Below are 17,352 nucleotides of genomic sequence, written 5' to 3' on the forward strand. Positions count from 1 at the left end.
AGATGGTGGCATTTCATCGGCCACGATTCTGGGGATGGTTGAAACCATCGTTGCCCCTTTTCATCCCAGAAGAATTGTGGAATTTTGCCATATCACGGCGCCATCCACGACCCACTCCCCCATCACGAGGTGATCCAGACCCATGGTCTGAAAGGCGGACAAGGCCTCTTGGGGGGTGTTGACCAGGGGGGCGCCGTGGGGGTTGAAGCTGGTGTTGAGCAGCACGCCGAATCCGGTGCTCTCCTGCATGGCCGCCAGCAGGGCGGCAAAGGGACCGGGGGCGTCGTCGGCGACCATCTGGGGGCGGCAGGTGCCGTTGGGTCCGATCACGCCCGCCAGCGCGTTTTGGAATTCGGGGCGGACGTGGTAGAGACTGGTCATGCAGCGGTTTGGCGGACCGTGGTGATCCGCCAGCAGTCGCGCCGCCTCGCTGTCGCGCATGGCAGGGCAGAAGGGTTGATACCAGGCCCGTTTCTTGAGACGCAGGTTGAGGGTATCCCGAATGCCCGGCAGGTCGGGACGGGCCAGCACGCTGCGTCCTCCCAGGGCGCGGGGGCCATACTCCATGCGGCCCTGGAACCATCCCACGATGCGACCCGCGGTGAGCAGGCGGGCGGCTTCGGCCACGGGATCGGTCAGATGGCGATGGGGCAGGCCGCTGTTTTTCACCGCACGGGCGATGGTCTCCGGAGTCTGTTCCGGTCCCAGGTGCAGATCCGTCAGCCAATCCGTTCGGGGAGAGCCTGCCAGACACACCGCCCCCACCGCCAGTCCCCCGTCTCCCATGTGGGGAAAGACATGACACACCTCCACCCCGGGCAGAGCGCGGATGCGTCCATTCAGCCGCACATTGGCGAATACCCCTCCGGCGAGGGCCAGTCGTTTGGCTCCGGTTGCCTGCAGGGCGTTGGTGACCAGGGTGACCACCCAGTGTTCCAGGGCCTGTTGGGCCATGGCCGCGAAGGGTTCGCAGGCTTGATGCCAGAACAGCCGACGCAGTTGCCGCAGCTGTCCGCTGGCGTGGTGACGGGCCTGGAAATCGACTCCCGAGACCTGGATCCAATCCCGCAGGGGGTTGTTTTCCGGTTGGATCAGGGGGGCGTAGTCCGCCAGGGCCATGACTTTGCCTTCGTCTTCGAGTTCCCGCAGGTGGAGCAGATTGGTGACCTGCTCGAAAAAGATTCCCGCCGAATTCCGGGCCGCGATGGAGGCGATGGGGGTGAGTTGCCCCTGATGAAACCGATGCATACTGCCGGAACGGCCATCGCCCACACCGTCCAGGGTGATGACCAGGGTTTCATCCAGCCCCAGTCCGTGGGCGGCGGCGGCGGCGTGACAGCGGTGGTGGTCGAACAGCGTCAGGGGGCGGTGGGCCAGTCCCAGAGGTTTCAAATCCCTTTTCAAGGCGAGGGTGGAAAGCCAGCGGGTTGCCGGGTTGCCGGGCCATTCCGTGAGGTGGTATTTGGCCCAGCGGGTCAACGGATCCAGGGGGGAGGGGGCGGCCAGACGGCGGCGCAGTCGGTAGTAACGCTCTTTGCTGGCGGGCCACAGCCGGGCGATGGTTTTGGCCGGATCCGTGGTGCAGCCCACCACCCGGTGGACCTGATCCGGTTCGATCTGGCCTTGTCGCAGGCAGGCGAGGATGGATTGGCGGGGAAAGGCGATTTCCAGTTTGCGCCGGGTCAGCCGTTCCTCGTTGACCGCGCAGACCAGACGGCCATCTTGCATCAAGGCGGCTCCGGAATCGTGTCCATCCCAGATGCCGAGAATGTTTTTTCCGGAGTCGTTCATGGGCGTCCGCTGAAAAAAAGATCCCGGATCAGCACGTAACCATAGCGGATCCAGACCCGGGAGAGCCGGATTTTGGAGGTTCCGAAGATGCGGGCGTGCTCGTGGCTGGGCACTTCGGCGAGGCGATAGTTTTTTTGCAAGGTTTTCATCACCATTTCCTGTTCGATGGTGGTGATGTCCTCGTGCAGATCGAGTGACCGCAACACCGGGAGGCGCAGGGCGCGAAAGCCGTTCTGGCTGTCGCTGAGGCTCACCCCGAAGCGCCAGTTGATGCATGCGGTGATGAAGGCGCTGCCCGCCAGCCGGAAAAACTCCTGGAACGACCCGTGCAATTCGCTGGATCCTCCGGTGAGCCGGGAGGCCTGCACATGGTCGGCTTGGTTTTCGAGCAGGGGTCGCAGGAGTTTGGGAATGTCCGCCACGTCGTGGGAGCCGTCGGCGTCGATGAAGACCACCAGTTCGGTTGCGATGAACGGGATGATGGCGCGGATGGCGTAGCCTTTGCCCGCTTTGGGAATGGAGATGACCCGCGCTCCGGCCTGGGCGGCCAGGGTGGGGGTGCCGTCGTTGGACAGGGAGTCGGCTACCAGCACGTGAGGCGTGAGTTTGCGGCAGCAGTGGACCATTTCCGCGATGGTTTCCGCCTCGTCGCGGGTAGGGATGACGATGGTGAAGGGAATTGGCGCATTCATGGCGGGGGGCGTCCACGGAACAAAGGGTGCACAAGATTGCCCAGAATGGTGGGCAGGGCGTCGCAGGGGGTCCAGCAGCCTGGACAGCCGTTCTGGGCGATGGTCTCCAGGGTGTGGCGGGCCGGAGCGCTGGCCAGCAGGGCGTTCAAGTCGCAGGCGTGATCCCGCAGGTGGCCGATGGGTCGATCCCAGATGCTGCATGGAAAACAGGTGCCGTCCGGCGCGACGAACACCGAAGAGGTCAGGGCGCGACAGGGCATGGGATGGCGTATTCCCTGGATGAAATCCAGGGCGGATGTCAGATAGCGGCTCTCCAGAAAAGCGACGGGATCCGGCCACAGGCGACGTTTCAGGGTGAGAAATCCGTTGATTTCGTCCCGGAACGCCTGCCGGTTTGTCTCCGACAGCACCGGTCGGTGCAGGTTGCCGTAGTAGTGGGCCGAGTGGTGGGCGAGGTTGAGATGCCAGATTTTGGGATCCGCCTCCGGAAATCGTTCCCGGACCGCTTGCATGGTGCGGGTCAGGGTACCCACCGTGTCGTCGGAGAGGGTGAAACCGAAAAACAGTTGCAGCTTAGGATGCGGATGGCGCTGGAAATGGTGATACACCTCCAGGCAGTGACGCCAGTTGCCCGGTACGCCCCGCAGGGTGTCGTGCTGTTCCGGGGGGCCGTCGAGGCTCAAGGTGATGGTCAGCAGTGGCGGATCCAGGGCCAGGATGTCTTGGATGCGCTGGATGGTCAACGCGGGGGAGACGGCGTTGGTGGGCAGATGCAGGTGATAAAGCCGGGGAGAGTGCCGCAACGCCATGGCCGTCAGGGCGGGCAGGTCGGGCCGCAGGAACGGTTCGCCGCCGGTCAGATCGATCCAGTGAAAACCGGGATATTTTTTGAAGAAGGTTTCGATTTCCGCCAGACCGAGGGGATCCGGGGGCTCGGACTGGTTCCAGATGTCGCAATGCAGACAGCGGGAGTTGCAGCGTCGGGTGACCACGAAGGTCAGTTTGTAGGGGGTGCGGGGTCGGTCCAGGTTGGAGCGGGCGATGGCGTGGGCAAGATGCAGGGATCGCAAAAGGCTCAAGTCAGGATCCGGACCCGGTGAGGACAAGGGATGGGGAGCGCATGGATCAAGAAAAATTTGGAGCGGGTGAGGAGAATCGAACTCCCGCCTTAAGCTTGGGAAGCTTAGGCCCTACCATTAGACGACACCCGCTTGGGTCAACACTATGGAGTCTGGACGAACGAAGTGATTCTAGGCGATTTTCCGCAGCGGGTCAACCGGCAAATTCGTGGGGGTCCGGTCCGGGAAAAAAGTGTCGCCGGTGGCCAAAAGGGGTTTTCATTCGTGTCGGATCCGGGTAAAAATGACGCATGGATACGAAAATCACCCCTCCGCACTCCGCCAATTGGCTCGACCGGCTCTCCTGGCCCATGCTGCTGCTGTTGGCGGCGTGGCTGGCCGTGGCGCCGGTGGTTCCGGAACCCCATCTGATCGAAAAGATCCGGATGCTGTTTTCCGGTACGCTGTCCCGTCCCATCGATATTTTTGATCTATTTCTGCACGCCACCCCTGTGGTTTTGGTGGCGCTCAAGGCTTACCGTCAGTTTCAGGGCCGCCATCAGGAATGAACATCGTGCTGATCGGACCGCGGGGTGTGGGCAAGTCAAGCGTATGCCGCGCCCTGTCCCGATTGTCTCAACGTCCGGTGCTGTCCACCGATCTGCTCATCTCCTACGAAAATCAGGGCCGTTCCATTCCGGAGATCCTGCGGGCCAACCAGGGGGACTGGCGGTATTTTCGCGATCTGGAGTTTGCCGTGGTGGAGAAGGTCTCCTTTTTGGACGAGGTGATCATCGACGCCGGTGGCGGTGTGGTGGTGGATCTGGACGCGGCGGGAGACGAAATCTACAGCGAACGCAAAATGAACGCCTTGAAGCATCACGGTTATGTGGTCCATCTGACCGGCGATCCGGCCCGTCTGGCCGCCCGCACGGCCTGGGATTCCAACCGGCCCCCCTTGAGCGTCGTGCATTCCGAAGAGGCGATCATGCGGCGACGTGAACCGTTGTATCGCCGGGGGGCCGATGTGACCATCGATACCACCCATGCCCGTCGTCTGGAATTGGCCCAATATATCCTCAATCATCTGCCGGCCTCGGTCCAGCCGGCGTGAGGTGTCAGGTCGTGGTGTGATCCGGCGTGTCGGGGATGCCCCGGTGGGCCAGAAACGATGCGATGAGGTGCTGTTTTTCTCCCTGGCTTGCATGAATGGCGTAGATCCGATGTCGGCTTGCCGGTGCCCCTTCCACCGCAAACAGTCGGCCCGCCTGCAAATCCGCCTCCACCCGTTGGCGTGGCAGATGGGCCGAACCCCCAAAGGTCAGCAGCCATTCGTAGGCGATGCGGGTGTGGCTGGTGGTCAGAACCGGGCGGATGCCACCGGTTTCGGCCCGGTGGGTCTCTTGTTGGAACCTTCGGCCCCAGTTGAGCTGGATATGGCCACCGGTCAAGGCGGCATGGGTGTTCAGTCCGGGCCGTGAGGCCACCAGTTGCAGCTCCAGAGGGGCCAGCTCCTGAATGCGGAAATCCCGGCTTTTGGGAGGATCCAGGAGAATGCCCAGATCCACGGTGCCGTTGGAGACCCCCCGCGCCAGAGCCTCTTCGTCCAGATGTTCCCCCTGTATCGTCACCGGGTTGCCGGCCCGACGCCAACCGGTCAACCACTCGGGCAGCGGGTGATCCCACAGGGTGGCCCCGGCTCCGATGATCAGGTGCGGATCCGGACGTTTCTCCCCCTGAGCCATGCTGCGGGCCTCTTCCCACAAGGCGAGCATCGCCTCGGCAGAAGGCAGAAAACGTTGCCCCGCCGGGGTCAACTGGATGTCGTTGCGTTTGCGGATGAACAGCGTGACCCCCAGGGTCTCTTCCAACTGCTTGATCCGGGTGCTGATCGCCGATTGGGTGATGAACAGACTGCGGGAGGCGCGACCGAAATGACGGGTACGATGCACTTCCAAAAAGGTGCGCAACTGGTCGATGTCCATGGGTATCGGGTTCTTGGGCGAGGGTGCGTTGAAGAGGGATGGTCGAAGATCCTGGAGCATGATATCATGCATCCGGCTTCTGTGAATGGAAAATTCAGATCGTGACGATCTGTGGAACCTGATTGACGAAAATTATGGCCTCCGGGTCAATTTTTTCTTTTACATTCTTAAGGTTCGTTTCTATTTTTTGCTGTTTGACCACGCCAGGGCGTGGCCGATCATTGTGGTTCTTTCATCGATCGCGGAGCATCGGGAATGTGCATCTTCAGACTCCTTGGCATCACCGGCGCGCTGGGTTTGATGTGGATGGCGCCGGGTTCGTTGCTGGCGGCCAATGCCACCGGAGCCGCTCCTGATCCCAGGCAGACTTGTGAACGTTATGCCCAAGAGGACGGGGTGCTGCCGAATCGCAAGGAGGCCTATCTGACCCAGTGTCTGCGTGATCTGGCCATGGATCGGGCCTATGAAGAAGAGGATTCAAGCCAGGAATCCATCGATGAACTGTTGGATCCAACCATCAAGCCGGCTGCGGGCAAACCTGCTGCGCCGGCCAAAGCGGCGGGTCAGTCCGCCACCTCGGCCAAGGGGTCAGCCGGCGCCAAAACCACGGCTCCGGCCCCGGTCAAGGCTCCGCCCTCGGCCCAGTCCGCCGCTCCGGCCAAGTCATCGGCCAAACCCGCCGCTTCGGCCCAGTCCTCCGCCCCGGCCCAGTCCGCGGTGCCGGCTCAACCGAAGTGGCCTTGATTTTTTCGAGTTGTTTTTCATATCGCGACATCAGTGTCAAAAGGAATGGTTCATCATGAGCGAGAAATTCAAACTGTCCGCGCTGTTGGCCGGTTGTTTCCTGTTGGGTGCCTCTGCGGTCGGCGCGGCTGAGGCGATCCCCTCCGATGAGGAGTTGGTCGCGCAGTGCAAGCAGTTCGCCGTCGAGGATCAGGTGCCGGCCAAGGAGGTGGACGCCTATGTGACCCAGTGCGTTCTGGACCTCAAGGAACAGTATCTGCCCATTGGCGGGACGGACAATCCGATCTTTTCACCCCCCATCGATCCCAAGGATCTGACCAAATCTCCCGCGGCCCCGACTGGTACGGCTCCGACCCCCGCAGCGGCTCCCGCTGCTGGTGCGGCGTCGACCCCGGCTGCGGCCCCGGCTGGCGCGGCGACGGCTCCGGCCAAGGCCCCGGCTTCGGCAGCCCCGGCCAACAAGGCTTCCGCCCCGGCCGCTCCGGCTGCGGCGACACCACCGGCCCGTTGAGGGTGTGACGGGAGTTTTTGGGTTGTTTGCAGAGCGCTTTCGGTCGGGATCGGGTCGGACCGTGGGCGCTCATCCGAGGCGTCTGACCACCTCCAGGCGTGTGATCGCCTGGGCGGCTGACAACTCATGGGTGACGCGCATCACCACCCCCCGATAGGCGGTGCCGAACCAGCCGTCATGGGCTTCGATCCCTGCTCCGGGTAGAATTTCTGGCCGATGGAGCAGGGTCAGCCCCACCTTTTGCAGCCTTTCTCCGGCGTCCAGTTCCGCGGCGCCCCGGGCCTGCAACGCCACCATCGCCGACAGCAGCGGTGATGCCACCTCTCCGGCGTGCCAGGGGGGACCGTCACCCCGTTCCATCCTCCGCTCCAGTCCCTGGGATTGCACCACCTCTCCACGGGCCGAGAACAGAGCCGGAAACGATTCCGTTCCCGCCAGCGTCTCGGGCGCCTTGAAAGGATGGCAACCCGTGAGAGCCAGGGTGACCCGCAGTCGGGCCAGGGCCACACCGGCGCGGGTGGCGGTGACCGTGCGTGCGTCCCGTTCCAGCGTCAGCTCCCCCAGATCGTTGCCCAGCCACTCCACCTGATCGATCCGTGTCACCGGACGGGGCAACACTGCCCGATTGGATCCCGAAAAATGCAACGTCTCGCTGCGGGTGCGCCAGATGGGTTCGTCGGGCATCCAACGGCCCGTCGAACCCGTCACCTCCCGCAAGGCCACCCCCGGTGAGGCCAGGGTCACCAGTCGCACGGTCTGGTCCGGCGCGAAACGGTTGCGGGTGTCGATTGCCGGATCGATCTCCAGCCACAGGCCCGGAGACTGAAGTTCCGGGGTCTGCTCCCGCACGGTGATGCGGTTGATGCCGGTGCCGAAGCTCCCCTCGTGGCGACTTTCCAACAGGTCCGTGGCATCGGTCAGGATGTGGTCCGGGGGATCCTGTTCCCACTCCGGCACCGGACGGGGATAGAGGGGTTCCAGCACCACCGTGCCGTCCGGTCGGGAGCGCACCACCCCTCCCACCGCCTGGGCGACGCGGCGGGCCACCTCCATGGGAGGGCTCTCGCGTACTTGCAGGCGACCCGCCGGCAGACGCCAGGAGGGCAGCTTCCAGATCACGGCGGCGTTCAAGGCCTGCTCCACCGCGTCTCGCGCCCACACCGGTTGATCCCAACTGCGGGTGAGGGGCAGGGCGTGGGGCGATTCGTGACGGGCCGGCAGACCCAGGGCGGTAATGATCCGTTCCGTGTGGCCGGGACCGGTGCGGATCAAGCCCTTGTGGGCCACGAACAGGCGAAAGCGGGTCTCCCCCCAGGTCAGATCCAGGGGTTGATCCGCTTGCGCCGCGCCGAACACGGCATCGTCGGCCACCACCAGATGGGCCACCCAGGCTACCCGATCCGGAGACCAGGAGAGGGTGCCTCGGACCAGCGCCAGCGTGATGTCGTTCCAGGCCACGGCGGGCAAGGCTGGGGTCAACCGCGGGATGGAGGAGAGCAGATCCCGGCAGGTGGTGAGGCGGGCGCAGACGGGATTGTGTGCCAGCAGGTCGAACAGCCGGATCCGTTGCGCCGGAGGGGCGCTGGTGGTGTCGGCCCGGGGCTGGATGTGGCCCTGGTCGAGCCGGTGACGCAGGGACCAACAGGCGGCATGTTCAGCGTCGAGGGTATCGTATCGGGGGTGTTGCAGGCGGGATTCCAACTGGATCATCCAGGTTTGGATGCCATGGGTTGCCACGTTCAGGCTGTGGGGCTGCGTCAAGGAGCCTTCCAGCACGAAGCCGTGGCATTGGGCATGGGCGTGGGAGAGCAGATGGACAAAGGGATGGCCCTGTTCGGTTTCGATGCCGATGCCAAAGCCGTGTGTCCCCCGACCATGGGTGAATAGACCCAGATCGTGGCAGGAGAGGCGGTGGGCCATCAGGATCAGGCCATAGGCGTGGGGGTGCTGGCGGATCACCGTAGGCTGGGCCGGAGGGGGCAGGGTGAAGCTTTTCCAGATTCCACCGTTCCAGGAGGTGATGTTGCTCCAGGAACCTTGTTCGTGCCAGGTGGTGCCATCGTCCGACCATTGACACTGGAATGCCTGGGGGGCCTGAGTCGAATAGCGGGGCAGCATCCACAATTCCCCCACCGATACCGGATTGCCGGCCCCGAAATCATAGCGGAACCAGGAAGCCACGCCGGGACTGCCATTGTTCCAGTAGTTGCTGGTGTTGTTGTCGAACAGTTTGATGGCATCCTGATCCGCGTGGCTGGCGGAGGCCGTGCCGCCGGAACACAGATCCACGCTTCCCCCGGCAACGCGCATTTCCACCTCGTACAAGGAGATGAGCATGTTGCTGCCCGAGGTGGATTGGGTGATGTAAACACGCCAGTAGCGGTGAGCCATGGGGGATCACTCCGGTTGGGGCTGGAAATGGAGAACGTCGAAACCGGTGGCGGGACTTTGTTCCAGGGTGGCGATCTGGTTGACGTGGATGTCGGGCCAGTGTCCGGTGTTGTAGGTGAACCGGTCGCTGTTCCAGAGCAGCCGATGGGTGCGGATATACGGATCCCCGAACAGATTCCCGGGCCGGATGCCCGCCAGGGTGATCGCGTCGCTGAAAAAACTGCCGGGAGAGGTGGAAAACGGTATGGTGGCCCCATAGCCAAAGCTGGTGGTGACCTGTATCCGGGTGGCGTACCAGAGGTTGGAGCAGGCGCCCATTCCCAGGATCAGGACCAGATTGGCATAGACGGTTTGGATCCGATCGTTGGGAGAGCCGGGAGGGTGGAGGGGTGGGGTCATGTTTGCGATGGTTTGCCGGGGCATGTAGAACTCGATGTCGGGGCATTGGATATTGAATTCAAGGGCATAGGTCCAGCCGGTCAAGGCGTGGTTGGGAGACCAGGTGACCGCCAGGAGGGGAAAACGAAACCGTGCCAGGGCATTGCCGTTGCCGATGGCGTAGCTTGCGGTATAAGGCACGCTGGAGTGGACCGTGGTATGATGGATGGTGGTGTAGAGGTCCGGATGAATCACAGTGGTGAGGGTCTCCCAGAAGGGAATCCGGATCAGATGGTGTCCCGGAGGCATCAACAGGGGATCCGGGCTGTCGGCGTAGCGACGGGGATGGATGGTTTCCAAGGAGCGTTCGCCCTCGGTGACCAGATACACTTTGAAGTTGTGGATGGGCCGGTCCAGAAATTTTTGCAACACCGGCAGGTTGAAGGTGATGGTATAATAGGGTGCGGCATGGCTGAAGCGGGTGATCAGACCGGTGGCGGCTTCGGTGAAGCCCAGTTTCGGGTCGGCCCAGGAGTTGCCGTGGAACAGGAATTCCCAGTTTTCGTCGTAGAGGATCATCCCCATGCCCTCTTCGGAATCAGGGGTGAATTCCAGGCCATCGTCCCGCAGGACGCGCAGATGAAAGGTGGTGGCCGGAAACGAAAAGGCGATGATTCGTTCGAACGGGCCGGGGTCGATGAGGGGCAGGGCGGCGTCGGACATGGGGATGGGTGGTTCCTGTGGTGTTTGAGGGGGTCGGCTAGGGGGAACTGGAAAAGCGCAGGGTCAATTCCGGACAGCAACCGCTGGGGGTGTTGTTGTCGCAGATGCCGCCATCGGCCCGTTTGAGTTTCATGACCAGTTCCACGGGTCTGGCCACGTCGATGAAGAGTTCGGGATTGTCCGGGGCGAAGATGCGCTCCGTGCGCACCACCCGGGACTCCTCCACGTAGTGGAATTTGGGGGCGTTTTGGGTTTCGACGCAGTTGCGTACCGCGATCATCTCCTGTTGGGTGAGCAGCGCGTTGTGGGGCTGGATGAGATTTTTGCACCGGTCCCAACAGGTTTTTCCCGGCATGGGCACATAGCGATAGCCGCTGCCTTCCGGGGTGAACGGCTCGATGGAACGGGTGCGGAAACCGGATTGGGATCCGGCCTGGGCGGGCCAGAAATCCCGATTGAACGACAACTGATCGGCGGCGTCGGGTCCCATGGCGATCACCCGGACCATGGGAGTGACGGCGTCGTGGATATTGCCCGCCAGCCAGGCGAGCTTCATTTCCCGGAACCATTCGGGGGGCAGTTGGGAGGCTCCGGTGTCGTAGGCGATCTCATACAGGGAAAAACCCGGCGCGTACTCCACCACCAAGGCTCCGGTCACCGCCTGGGGATGGTGGAATGTGCCGGACTCCGGATCGAAATCCGGCAGGGGGCACTCCTGTCCCTGCGGGTCGTAAAAGTGGGTGTGGTCGAGGATCCGGGCCTGGGGACGGTCGTGAAAATAGCGCAGCCGACGGGAGTGGCTTTGCACCCAGACCAGGGTTTCCACCAGAGGATCATGGCGGCGTCCCAGAGGGGTGGGGGTGCCGCCGTGGACCATGAGCCGGGTCCGGGCGGCTGCGGCGTCGGAGCAGTAGAGCCGTATCCGTTTGAGTCCGGGACTCTCCTGGATCAAGGCCTCGTCGAGCCAGTCGGCATACTCTTCGAGGGCGTGGGTGCGGGTCCAGGAGGGGACCGTGGCGGGTCGGACCTGTACCGGCACCGATCCCAGGTCTGCGCTCAGACGCAGCTCGAAGGGTTCATGGCCGCTTTGGGCGTGGGGCGAAAAATCCAGACGCAATTCGGCGTTCAGGGTGGTCATGCGCTCTCTCCGCTGATGGCCACGATCACCTTGTTGCCGGAGCGGCTGTTGGCACCCGCCGGAACCGTGCGTTTTTCCCAGATGGCGATGGCCGCCGGATGGGTGGTCCAGGTGATGGAATCTCCGCTGGCCCAGGTGCCGCCCCAGGGGGGAGATCCGCCGGTCAGGGTGAAGTAGGGACGGTTGAAATTCGGATTGTTGGGGGCGAAGGCGCTGCCGATGGAGCCGCTGCCCACGGTCCCCAGGCTGCTGCCCGCGCAGGAGAACTGAGTGGCGTTGGAGAAGGTGAGGGTCCAGGTCTCTTCCACGGTGCCGATGTGGTCGCACCGGACCGGGTATTGACCGTCGTTGTAGGTACCGGCGCTGGTGGACTTCTGCCAGCCGCTGACCGCGGCGGCGATGTCGGCGCCCTCCAGCACCGAGGCGACCCGGGTGGCCGAGGCGGCATAATTGAATCCCAAGGTGGTTCCTGCGGCCAGGGTCAAGGTGGCGAGGGTGCCGTTCCAACTGACCCCGTTGACCGTGGCCAGACGCAACAGCTCCGCGTTGCCGCTCACCGCGTCCACGCTGGTTTTGTCGGCAATGCGGATCAGGTCGCCGTTTTGGAAAATGGCCTGTCCGCTTCCCTGGTTGCCCGCTTCCACGGCCACCGTGATGGTCGTGTCGCCGCTCAGGGCATTGGCGTCCAGATCCCCGGCCCCGTAGCAACGGGTGTAGCCGCTCGCCTGGGCCTGGGTATCGGTCTGGGTTCCGGCCATGAGTACCACGTTGTCGTCACCGGGGGTGTGGGTTTCGATGAAGACCCGGGGTGACAGCAGGGCCAGATCGTCGTCGTTGGCGATCTTGATGAAGGTTTTGCGGTATTTGACCGAGCCGGCGGTGCGTTCCGCCTGGGGCACGTCGGGCCAGACGTTGTTTTTGACCCCGTCCGGGATCTCGTTGGCCGACATGGGACCGCCGTTGCTGTTGCCGTCGTTGACGGTTTGCGATTTGTACCACTTGATTTCATTGGTCTGGATGGCCATGGGCCTTGCTCCCGTTCCTGAACGATGGAAAGACAAGGGGGGAATGGAAATGGACCCCCCCTTGTCTTTTGGATGAATGTGGATGGGTTGCGGATCGGATTCACACCCGCAGCAGCCGGATGGTGGCGGTGAAACGGTCGTGCCCCGGCCACAAAGGGGTCACCGCCAGGGCGGGAGGGGTGTCGTGGCGGAACATCACGTGACCACTCCACTCCTCCCAGGTCAGGATGAAGGAGGCCCCGGCCTGGGCTGCCAGCAGGGCCAGGGCCTCCACGGTGGGACGATCCAGCCAGGCCGCGTCGCTCTGGGCCACCAGGGTGACGGGAATGCCACCGGTCAGGTTTCTGGCCCAGATCACCGGTTTTCCGCCCAGAGTGCGGACCACCGTCTGTTCGACGGGCGCGGCATCGTGGCGGTCGCTCCACACCAGACCGTCGGGCAACACCACCTCCCCGAGCTGTTTCATATTTCATTCTCCTTGAATGCGAGGCGTCAGGGGCCGCTTGCCACGACCACCCGTGTGGCAAAACGCAAGGGAAACAGGGCCACCCCCCCGGTCACGAGTGTCCCGGGGGTGGTGGTGACCCGAAACGGGCCGTGATCCGGTCCGGGTCGCCATCCCACCAGAGCGTGACAGACCTGCCACAACAAAGGTCCGGCTTCCCGCCGTTCCCCTGCGCCCCGGTCCGCCTCCCGGCTATTGCGCACCGCCACCACCACCAGCCAACGTTGTTCCAGGGCCTGTTCCGGTCCTGCGTTGACCAGGGGTTCATGACCGTCGAACAGCACATAAAGCGCCGGGGTGGTGCCGGTTACTACCGGGATTTCCTCCAGGTTGCGCGCTCCGCACACCTGCCGAAAGGTCGGAATGCAGACGCGCAACCGTTCCAGAATGGGGTGTTCGGCTGCGAACAGATCCTCCATGTCAGGCAAACCCCCGCAGCGTCTGATGGTCGAAAACCCGCAAGGCCGCGTCGCAAGCCGGTGCTCCGGCTCCGATCACCGCACCTCCCACGATGCCCGTTCGGCCTTGGGCCAGATCCTGAAGCCAGGTCATGGCCTGGGTGTATCCGGCGTTCACCGCGTCTGGAGCCCGGTCGTGATGCAACAGTCGGCGGGCGATGGCCCCGCAGATCCGGGGCAGGGGGCTTTGGGCGACCTGCCCGGCGGATAGCGGCAGGGCGTGGCGCAAGGCCAGATGGGACTCCACCAGCCGGGTGGCGTCGGACAAGGCCCGTTGGATCGCCGTCATTCCCGCATCGGCGGCGGCGATCTCTTCCGGAGTGCAGTCGTCGCGGTTTTCCTGGGCAATGGTTCGGCGCATCAGTTCCGGCGTGACCGGAGGATGATCCTCCGGCACCGCCACCTGAGCCAGCTCCCGGGCCCCGAACCAAAGCAGCAACTCCATGGCTGTGGCGTGGTTCATGGGGTTTTCCTCCCGGTGTTTCTGGAGGAGGCCCTGCTCTTGCCGGTGGGCAGGGAGGAGGCGGTCTGTCCCTGTCCTGGTGCCGGTTCGCGCCGTTCCGGTTCACCAGGAATCGGTTCCAGCGGGGAGACGGCCTGGATGGCCACGGCCCTGTCGGCGGCAGCCGCGGCCATGGGTACGATGGCGCCAGGGGCGTAGCTCACGCCGTCGTGATGCAAGGGGGTCAATACCCGGAAGCTGGCCATGGGGGTCACGCCGGATTACGGATCAGAAAGCCGGAGAGAATGCCGGTGAGTACCGGCACCCGCTCGTAGGTCACGGGATAGATCCAGCTTTTGGCGTTGTTTTCGTAGTAGGGCCGTTCCACCAGGGGGTGACCCTGCATGGTGTAGGTGTAGCCGAAGGAGGGATCCTCCATGCCCGAGGATTTGGCCGGGGTGTAGGCCAGAATGGCGTGATTGCCCCAGATGTCGATATCCTCGCCGGTGTCGTTGAAGGCCACCGCCTTGCCCACCACCACGGTTTGCAGATCCCACAACGCGGCGAGCATGTCCGGGGTCACGGAGTCCCGGCTGGTGTATTTGAAACGGTCCACCACCTGGGGATGGCTCTTGAGGGCCGAAAAGGCCTGGGCCGACAACAGCAGGGTATTGGGATAGATCCCCACCGAGGAGCGCACCGCCTCCCGGGCGTTGTCGATATCGCCGGAGGGATTGGAGGCGCCATCGCTCCACTGGTCCGTGCCGGAGAGGGTCACCTTGTGGTTGTTGTCGTAGTGGTCCGGATTGGTGGCCAGGTTGGCCTGGTCGTATTCCAGGGTCAGGGAGAGGGCCCGCAGGGCGCCGGCGATGGAGCGTTGCGCCAGATCGACACCGGGAGCGCGGCTGGCGTCCCGCTGGTATTCCCGGGGCACCTGGGCCTCCAGGGAGTCTTGCACCAACGCGAAACTCTTGCCCAGAAAGCCGAACTGGATGCGTCGGGTGGCGGCGCCCGGAGCGCGTCGCACCTGATACAGCTTGAAACTCTCCCGACCGAACTCCAGCACCTGACCGCCGGAGACCTGAACGGGCACCTTGGGAAAAAGTACCTGACCCACATGTTCGGCGTGGCGATAGCCCTGGGCGATTTCGGTCAAGACCGGGTCGATGACCCGTACCTGATTGGGGGACATAAGCATGGAAACAGCACTCCTGAGTGAAGGATAAAAGTTAAAGTATGGGAAATGGTGGCCGGATTTAGCGGCGCAACAGGATTTCGATGAACTCCCCGGCTCCGGAGGCCGGTTGCAGGGCGTCGCCGAGGACGAATTCCGGGGGATCGCCGCCTTCCAGGATGGGGCCGTTGGCCGCCGAACTGGTGACCGCCGTAGCCCCCGCCGCCAGACGCAGGGTGCTGGTGGCGGGGATGACCCGTCCCTGGGTATCGGCGATCAGGGGGGCGCCCAGGGTGATGGGCGCGCCGGATTCGGCCACGGCGGTGCCATGGGTGACCACGGCCAGGGCGCTGTTCTGGGTGGCGGCGGTCATGGCGACCCCCATGGGTTTGCCGCCCTGGACGGCGATCACCGCCCCGTTGAAACCTACGGCGCGACAGGCGGAAACGGCACTGCTGGCCATGACGGTCAGGGTGAGAACGGAAATGCTTTGTTGGCTCATGTCGAAGGCTCCTTGGGTTACGCGCTCACGGCCAGGGCGGCGGTGAGGTAGTCGGTTTGATGGGAATGGGCATAGGCGAGAATCCGGGCATGGTGTTTCAGCCCGTCGGAGTCGGCGGCGTAGCCGTCCGGAACCTGAAAACGAACCTCGGTTGCGCCGGGACGGGTGGCCGGGGCGTGTTCGGCGAAGAGCACCTGGGGGGGCAGTTCCTTGAGAAATCCTTCGAGAAAGCCGCGGTGTCCCTGGTCTTCGGCGAAGGCGACCACGCCGGAGTCCGACAAGAACACCAAAAAGGCGATCAGACCGTCGCGATAACGGGGCAGAATGCGTCCTTCGGCGATCAGGGCGTCCACGAACGTGGCGGCGTTGTTTTGTTTTTGTTCCTGTTCGGCCTTGCGCAGCGTTTCTTCGCGCAGGGCGAGCAGATCGGTCTGTTCGGCGAAACGGGCTTCCCGGGCCGCCAGTTCCTGTTCCTGACGGGTCAGTTGTTCCTGGCGGTGTTGCCAGTTTTGTTGTTCTTCGGGGGTGTTGTGCATGCCAGACTCCATGAGAGGTTGAGGCGTGGCGGAAGTGATCCACGCCGTGGGAGGGGCCAATCCTTCGCCCACGGCCACAGCCGTCGGGCCGTTGGGCTCGTGGAACGAAACCGGGGGCAATCCCTTGATCGCCGGAGGCTGGGCGCCGAGCAGTCCCACATGGCGCGGATAGTAAACGCCGGGTAAGGGATTGCCGGGTCCGTCCGGGGTGTAGAAACTGACCGACACATTGCGATATCGCCCTTCGTTCACCAGGGTGATCACCGCGGGATCCAGATCGGTCAGGGTGGCCATGAGGGTGCCTGCCTCCAGCGACAGGGCAGTCACCCATCCCCAGGCCGGGGTGTCGTGACGCGGGTGTCCGATGACCAGCGGCGCTTTCCACAAGGCCGGGTCATAGGCTGCGACCGTGCGTTCCAGGTCGGCATCGGTGATGATCAGGGTCGTTCCGCTCATGTCGGCGTGACGACCAGACTTGAAAATGGCAATGATATGAGGTGCGTTCATGGACCGGCAGTATGGGCGGACCCCGGGGAAAAGATCATGCGCAGCGGTTCGGCATTTTTTTTTCCAATCGTTTTTCCGTGCCTGTGTGATAGAATTGTTCCGGTGGCGCGACTCTTTCGGGGGGAAGGGAGGCCGCCAGGGATCATTCTCCAAAAAATGTGCGAGGGCTTTATGGGTCAATCTCACGATCAGGTTCTCTCGGAGCAGGAAATCGAATTGGACAACCCGATGGGTGCAGTGGAAGAGTTCACCATCAGCCAGGATTGGAACGCCGAACGGACCAACGAATACGAACTGTGGGCGGAAATGCCCGGACAATGGGGGCATCAACGCCTTTGGGTCGCTTTCCACGAAGAGACCGGTTATCTGCAATTCAATGCCTACATGAACTTGAAAATCCCCCAGCGTTTCATGGCCGTGGCCGCCCAGACCATCACCCTCATGAACGAACGGGTGTGGCTGGGCCACTTTGAAATCTGGAACGAGGAACGGACTCCCGTGTTTCGCGTGGTTCTGCCGTTGCGGGGTGCGGAACTGCGTCCCGAACAACTCGAAGACATCATTGCCGCCATCGAAGAAGAGACCGAACGGTTTCATCCGGCCTTGCAATGGGTGGTCTGGGGCGGCAAAAGCCCGGAAGAGGCCATCGCCGCCGCCATGGTGGATACCGAAGGCGAAGCCTGAAACGCTTCATTCCGGTCCAGGGTTGACCTCCTGACCGGGGCGGAAGGTTGTCATTCTGCCCGGTGCGGGTCGGTTGTTTCGCCCGGGTCGCAAGCGGTCCTTTTTCGT

20 protein-coding genes and 1 tRNA gene are annotated in these 17,352 nt (G+C 63.3%); 5 read left to right on the forward strand and 16 right to left on the reverse strand.

Going from position 1 to position 17,352, the window contains the following annotated elements; all coding sequences use genetic code 11:
- Positions 1-60: 60 nt before the first annotated feature.
- The 4 genes from HQL98_12115 to HQL98_12130 all read right to left on the reverse strand — a co-directional run bounded on the left by HQL98_12115 (position 61) and on the right by HQL98_12130 (position 3,694).
- Positions 61-1,791: a hypothetical protein gene (locus tag HQL98_12115; GenBank protein MBF0272794.1), complete on the reverse strand. Its 1,731-nt coding sequence runs from the start codon at positions 1,789-1,791 to the stop codon at positions 61-63.
- Complete coding sequence (locus HQL98_12120) at positions 1,788-2,483, reverse strand: glycosyltransferase (protein ID MBF0272795.1); 696 nt, start codon at positions 2,481-2,483, stop codon at positions 1,788-1,790. The genes HQL98_12115 and HQL98_12120 overlap by 4 nt, the downstream gene beginning before the upstream one ends.
- Positions 2,480-3,562, reverse strand: coding sequence for a radical SAM protein (locus HQL98_12125; protein ID MBF0272796.1), 1,083 nt, complete (start codon positions 3,560-3,562; stop codon positions 2,480-2,482). Before HQL98_12125 ends, HQL98_12120 begins: the two co-directional genes overlap by 4 nt.
- Before the next feature lie 58 nt (positions 3,563-3,620).
- Positions 3,621-3,694, reverse strand: a tRNA-Gly gene (locus HQL98_12130).
- 218 nt (positions 3,695-3,912) lie between these two features.
- Here HQL98_12130 and HQL98_12135 point away from each other — a divergent pair.
- The gene (locus HQL98_12135) at positions 3,913-4,110 is read left to right on the forward strand and encodes a hypothetical protein (protein ID MBF0272797.1); all 198 of its coding nucleotides are present in this window, start codon (positions 3,913-3,915) and stop codon (positions 4,108-4,110) included.
- Between the two features lie 5 nt (positions 4,111-4,115).
- Positions 4,116-4,655, forward strand: a complete 540-nt coding sequence (locus HQL98_12140; protein MBF0272798.1) for a shikimate kinase — start codon at positions 4,116-4,118, stop codon at positions 4,653-4,655.
- A 4-nt stretch (positions 4,656-4,659) separates the two neighbouring features.
- Here HQL98_12140 and HQL98_12145 read toward each other — a convergent pair whose 3' ends face one another.
- A complete protein-coding gene (locus HQL98_12145) occupies positions 4,660-5,526 on the reverse strand; it encodes a LysR family transcriptional regulator (GenBank protein MBF0272799.1) in 867 nt (288 codons plus the stop codon).
- Between the two features lie 255 nt (positions 5,527-5,781).
- Here HQL98_12145 and HQL98_12150 point away from each other — a divergent pair, with 255 nt between their 5' ends.
- Positions 5,782-6,270: a hypothetical protein gene (locus HQL98_12150; GenBank protein MBF0272800.1), complete on the forward strand. Its 489-nt coding sequence runs from the start codon at positions 5,782-5,784 to the stop codon at positions 6,268-6,270.
- Positions 6,271-6,325: 55 nt separating this feature from the next.
- Positions 6,326-6,781, forward strand: a complete 456-nt coding sequence (locus tag HQL98_12155) for a hypothetical protein (GenBank protein ID MBF0272801.1) — start codon at positions 6,326-6,328, stop codon at positions 6,779-6,781.
- Between the two features lie 69 nt (positions 6,782-6,850).
- Here the strand turns inward: HQL98_12155 and HQL98_12160 are convergent, their stop codons facing one another.
- From HQL98_12160 to HQL98_12210, 11 genes are all read right to left on the reverse strand, one after another.
- On the reverse strand, positions 6,851-9,172 hold the full coding sequence (locus HQL98_12160; protein MBF0272802.1) for a discoidin domain-containing protein: 2,322 nt from the start codon (positions 9,170-9,172) through the stop codon (positions 6,851-6,853).
- Positions 9,173-9,178: 6 nt separating this feature from the next.
- Positions 9,179-10,273 (reverse strand): hypothetical protein, encoded by a 1,095-nt coding sequence (locus HQL98_12165; protein MBF0272803.1) that lies wholly within the window; start codon positions 10,271-10,273, stop codon positions 9,179-9,181.
- A gap of 37 nt (positions 10,274-10,310) precedes the next feature.
- Positions 10,311-11,411: a hypothetical protein gene (locus HQL98_12170; protein MBF0272804.1), complete on the reverse strand. Its 1,101-nt coding sequence runs from the start codon at positions 11,409-11,411 to the stop codon at positions 10,311-10,313.
- Positions 11,408-12,436: a hypothetical protein gene (locus tag HQL98_12175; protein ID MBF0272805.1), complete on the reverse strand. Its 1,029-nt coding sequence runs from the start codon at positions 12,434-12,436 to the stop codon at positions 11,408-11,410. The genes HQL98_12170 and HQL98_12175 overlap by 4 nt, the downstream gene beginning before the upstream one ends.
- A gap of 100 nt (positions 12,437-12,536) precedes the next feature.
- Positions 12,537-12,902: a hypothetical protein gene (locus HQL98_12180; GenBank protein ID MBF0272806.1), complete on the reverse strand. Its 366-nt coding sequence runs from the start codon at positions 12,900-12,902 to the stop codon at positions 12,537-12,539.
- 26 nt (positions 12,903-12,928) lie between these two features.
- Positions 12,929-13,360: a hypothetical protein gene (locus HQL98_12185; GenBank protein ID MBF0272807.1), complete on the reverse strand. Its 432-nt coding sequence runs from the start codon at positions 13,358-13,360 to the stop codon at positions 12,929-12,931.
- Position 13,361: 1 nt separating this feature from the next.
- Positions 13,362-13,862 carry a DUF1320 family protein gene (locus HQL98_12190; GenBank protein MBF0272808.1) on the reverse strand — a complete coding sequence of 167 codons (501 nt, stop codon included), beginning with the start codon at positions 13,860-13,862 and terminating at the stop codon, positions 13,362-13,364.
- Positions 13,859-14,107 (reverse strand): hypothetical protein, encoded by a 249-nt coding sequence (locus HQL98_12195; protein MBF0272809.1) that lies wholly within the window; start codon positions 14,105-14,107, stop codon positions 13,859-13,861. Before HQL98_12195 ends, HQL98_12190 begins: the two co-directional genes overlap by 4 nt.
- A 5-nt stretch (positions 14,108-14,112) precedes the next feature.
- Positions 14,113-15,039, reverse strand: coding sequence for a major capsid protein (locus HQL98_12200; protein ID MBF0272810.1), 927 nt, complete (start codon positions 15,037-15,039; stop codon positions 14,113-14,115).
- Between the two features lie 58 nt (positions 15,040-15,097).
- A complete protein-coding gene (locus HQL98_12205) occupies positions 15,098-15,517 on the reverse strand; it encodes a DUF2190 family protein (protein MBF0272811.1) in 420 nt (139 codons plus the stop codon).
- A gap of 17 nt (positions 15,518-15,534) precedes the next feature.
- Positions 15,535-16,560 (reverse strand): hypothetical protein, encoded by a 1,026-nt coding sequence (locus tag HQL98_12210; GenBank protein MBF0272812.1) that lies wholly within the window; start codon positions 16,558-16,560, stop codon positions 15,535-15,537.
- Between the two features lie 171 nt (positions 16,561-16,731).
- On the opposite strand from HQL98_12210, the gene HQL98_12215 reads away from it, so the two are divergent.
- The gene (locus HQL98_12215) at positions 16,732-17,244 is read left to right on the forward strand and encodes a YbjN domain-containing protein (protein ID MBF0272813.1); all 513 of its coding nucleotides are present in this window, start codon (positions 16,732-16,734) and stop codon (positions 17,242-17,244) included.
- Positions 17,245-17,352 lie beyond the last annotated feature (108 nt).

The organism is Magnetococcales bacterium, assembly GCA_015231755.1.
Classification (GTDB): Bacteria; Pseudomonadota; Magnetococcia; order Magnetococcales; family Magnetaquicoccaceae; genus Magnetaquiglobus.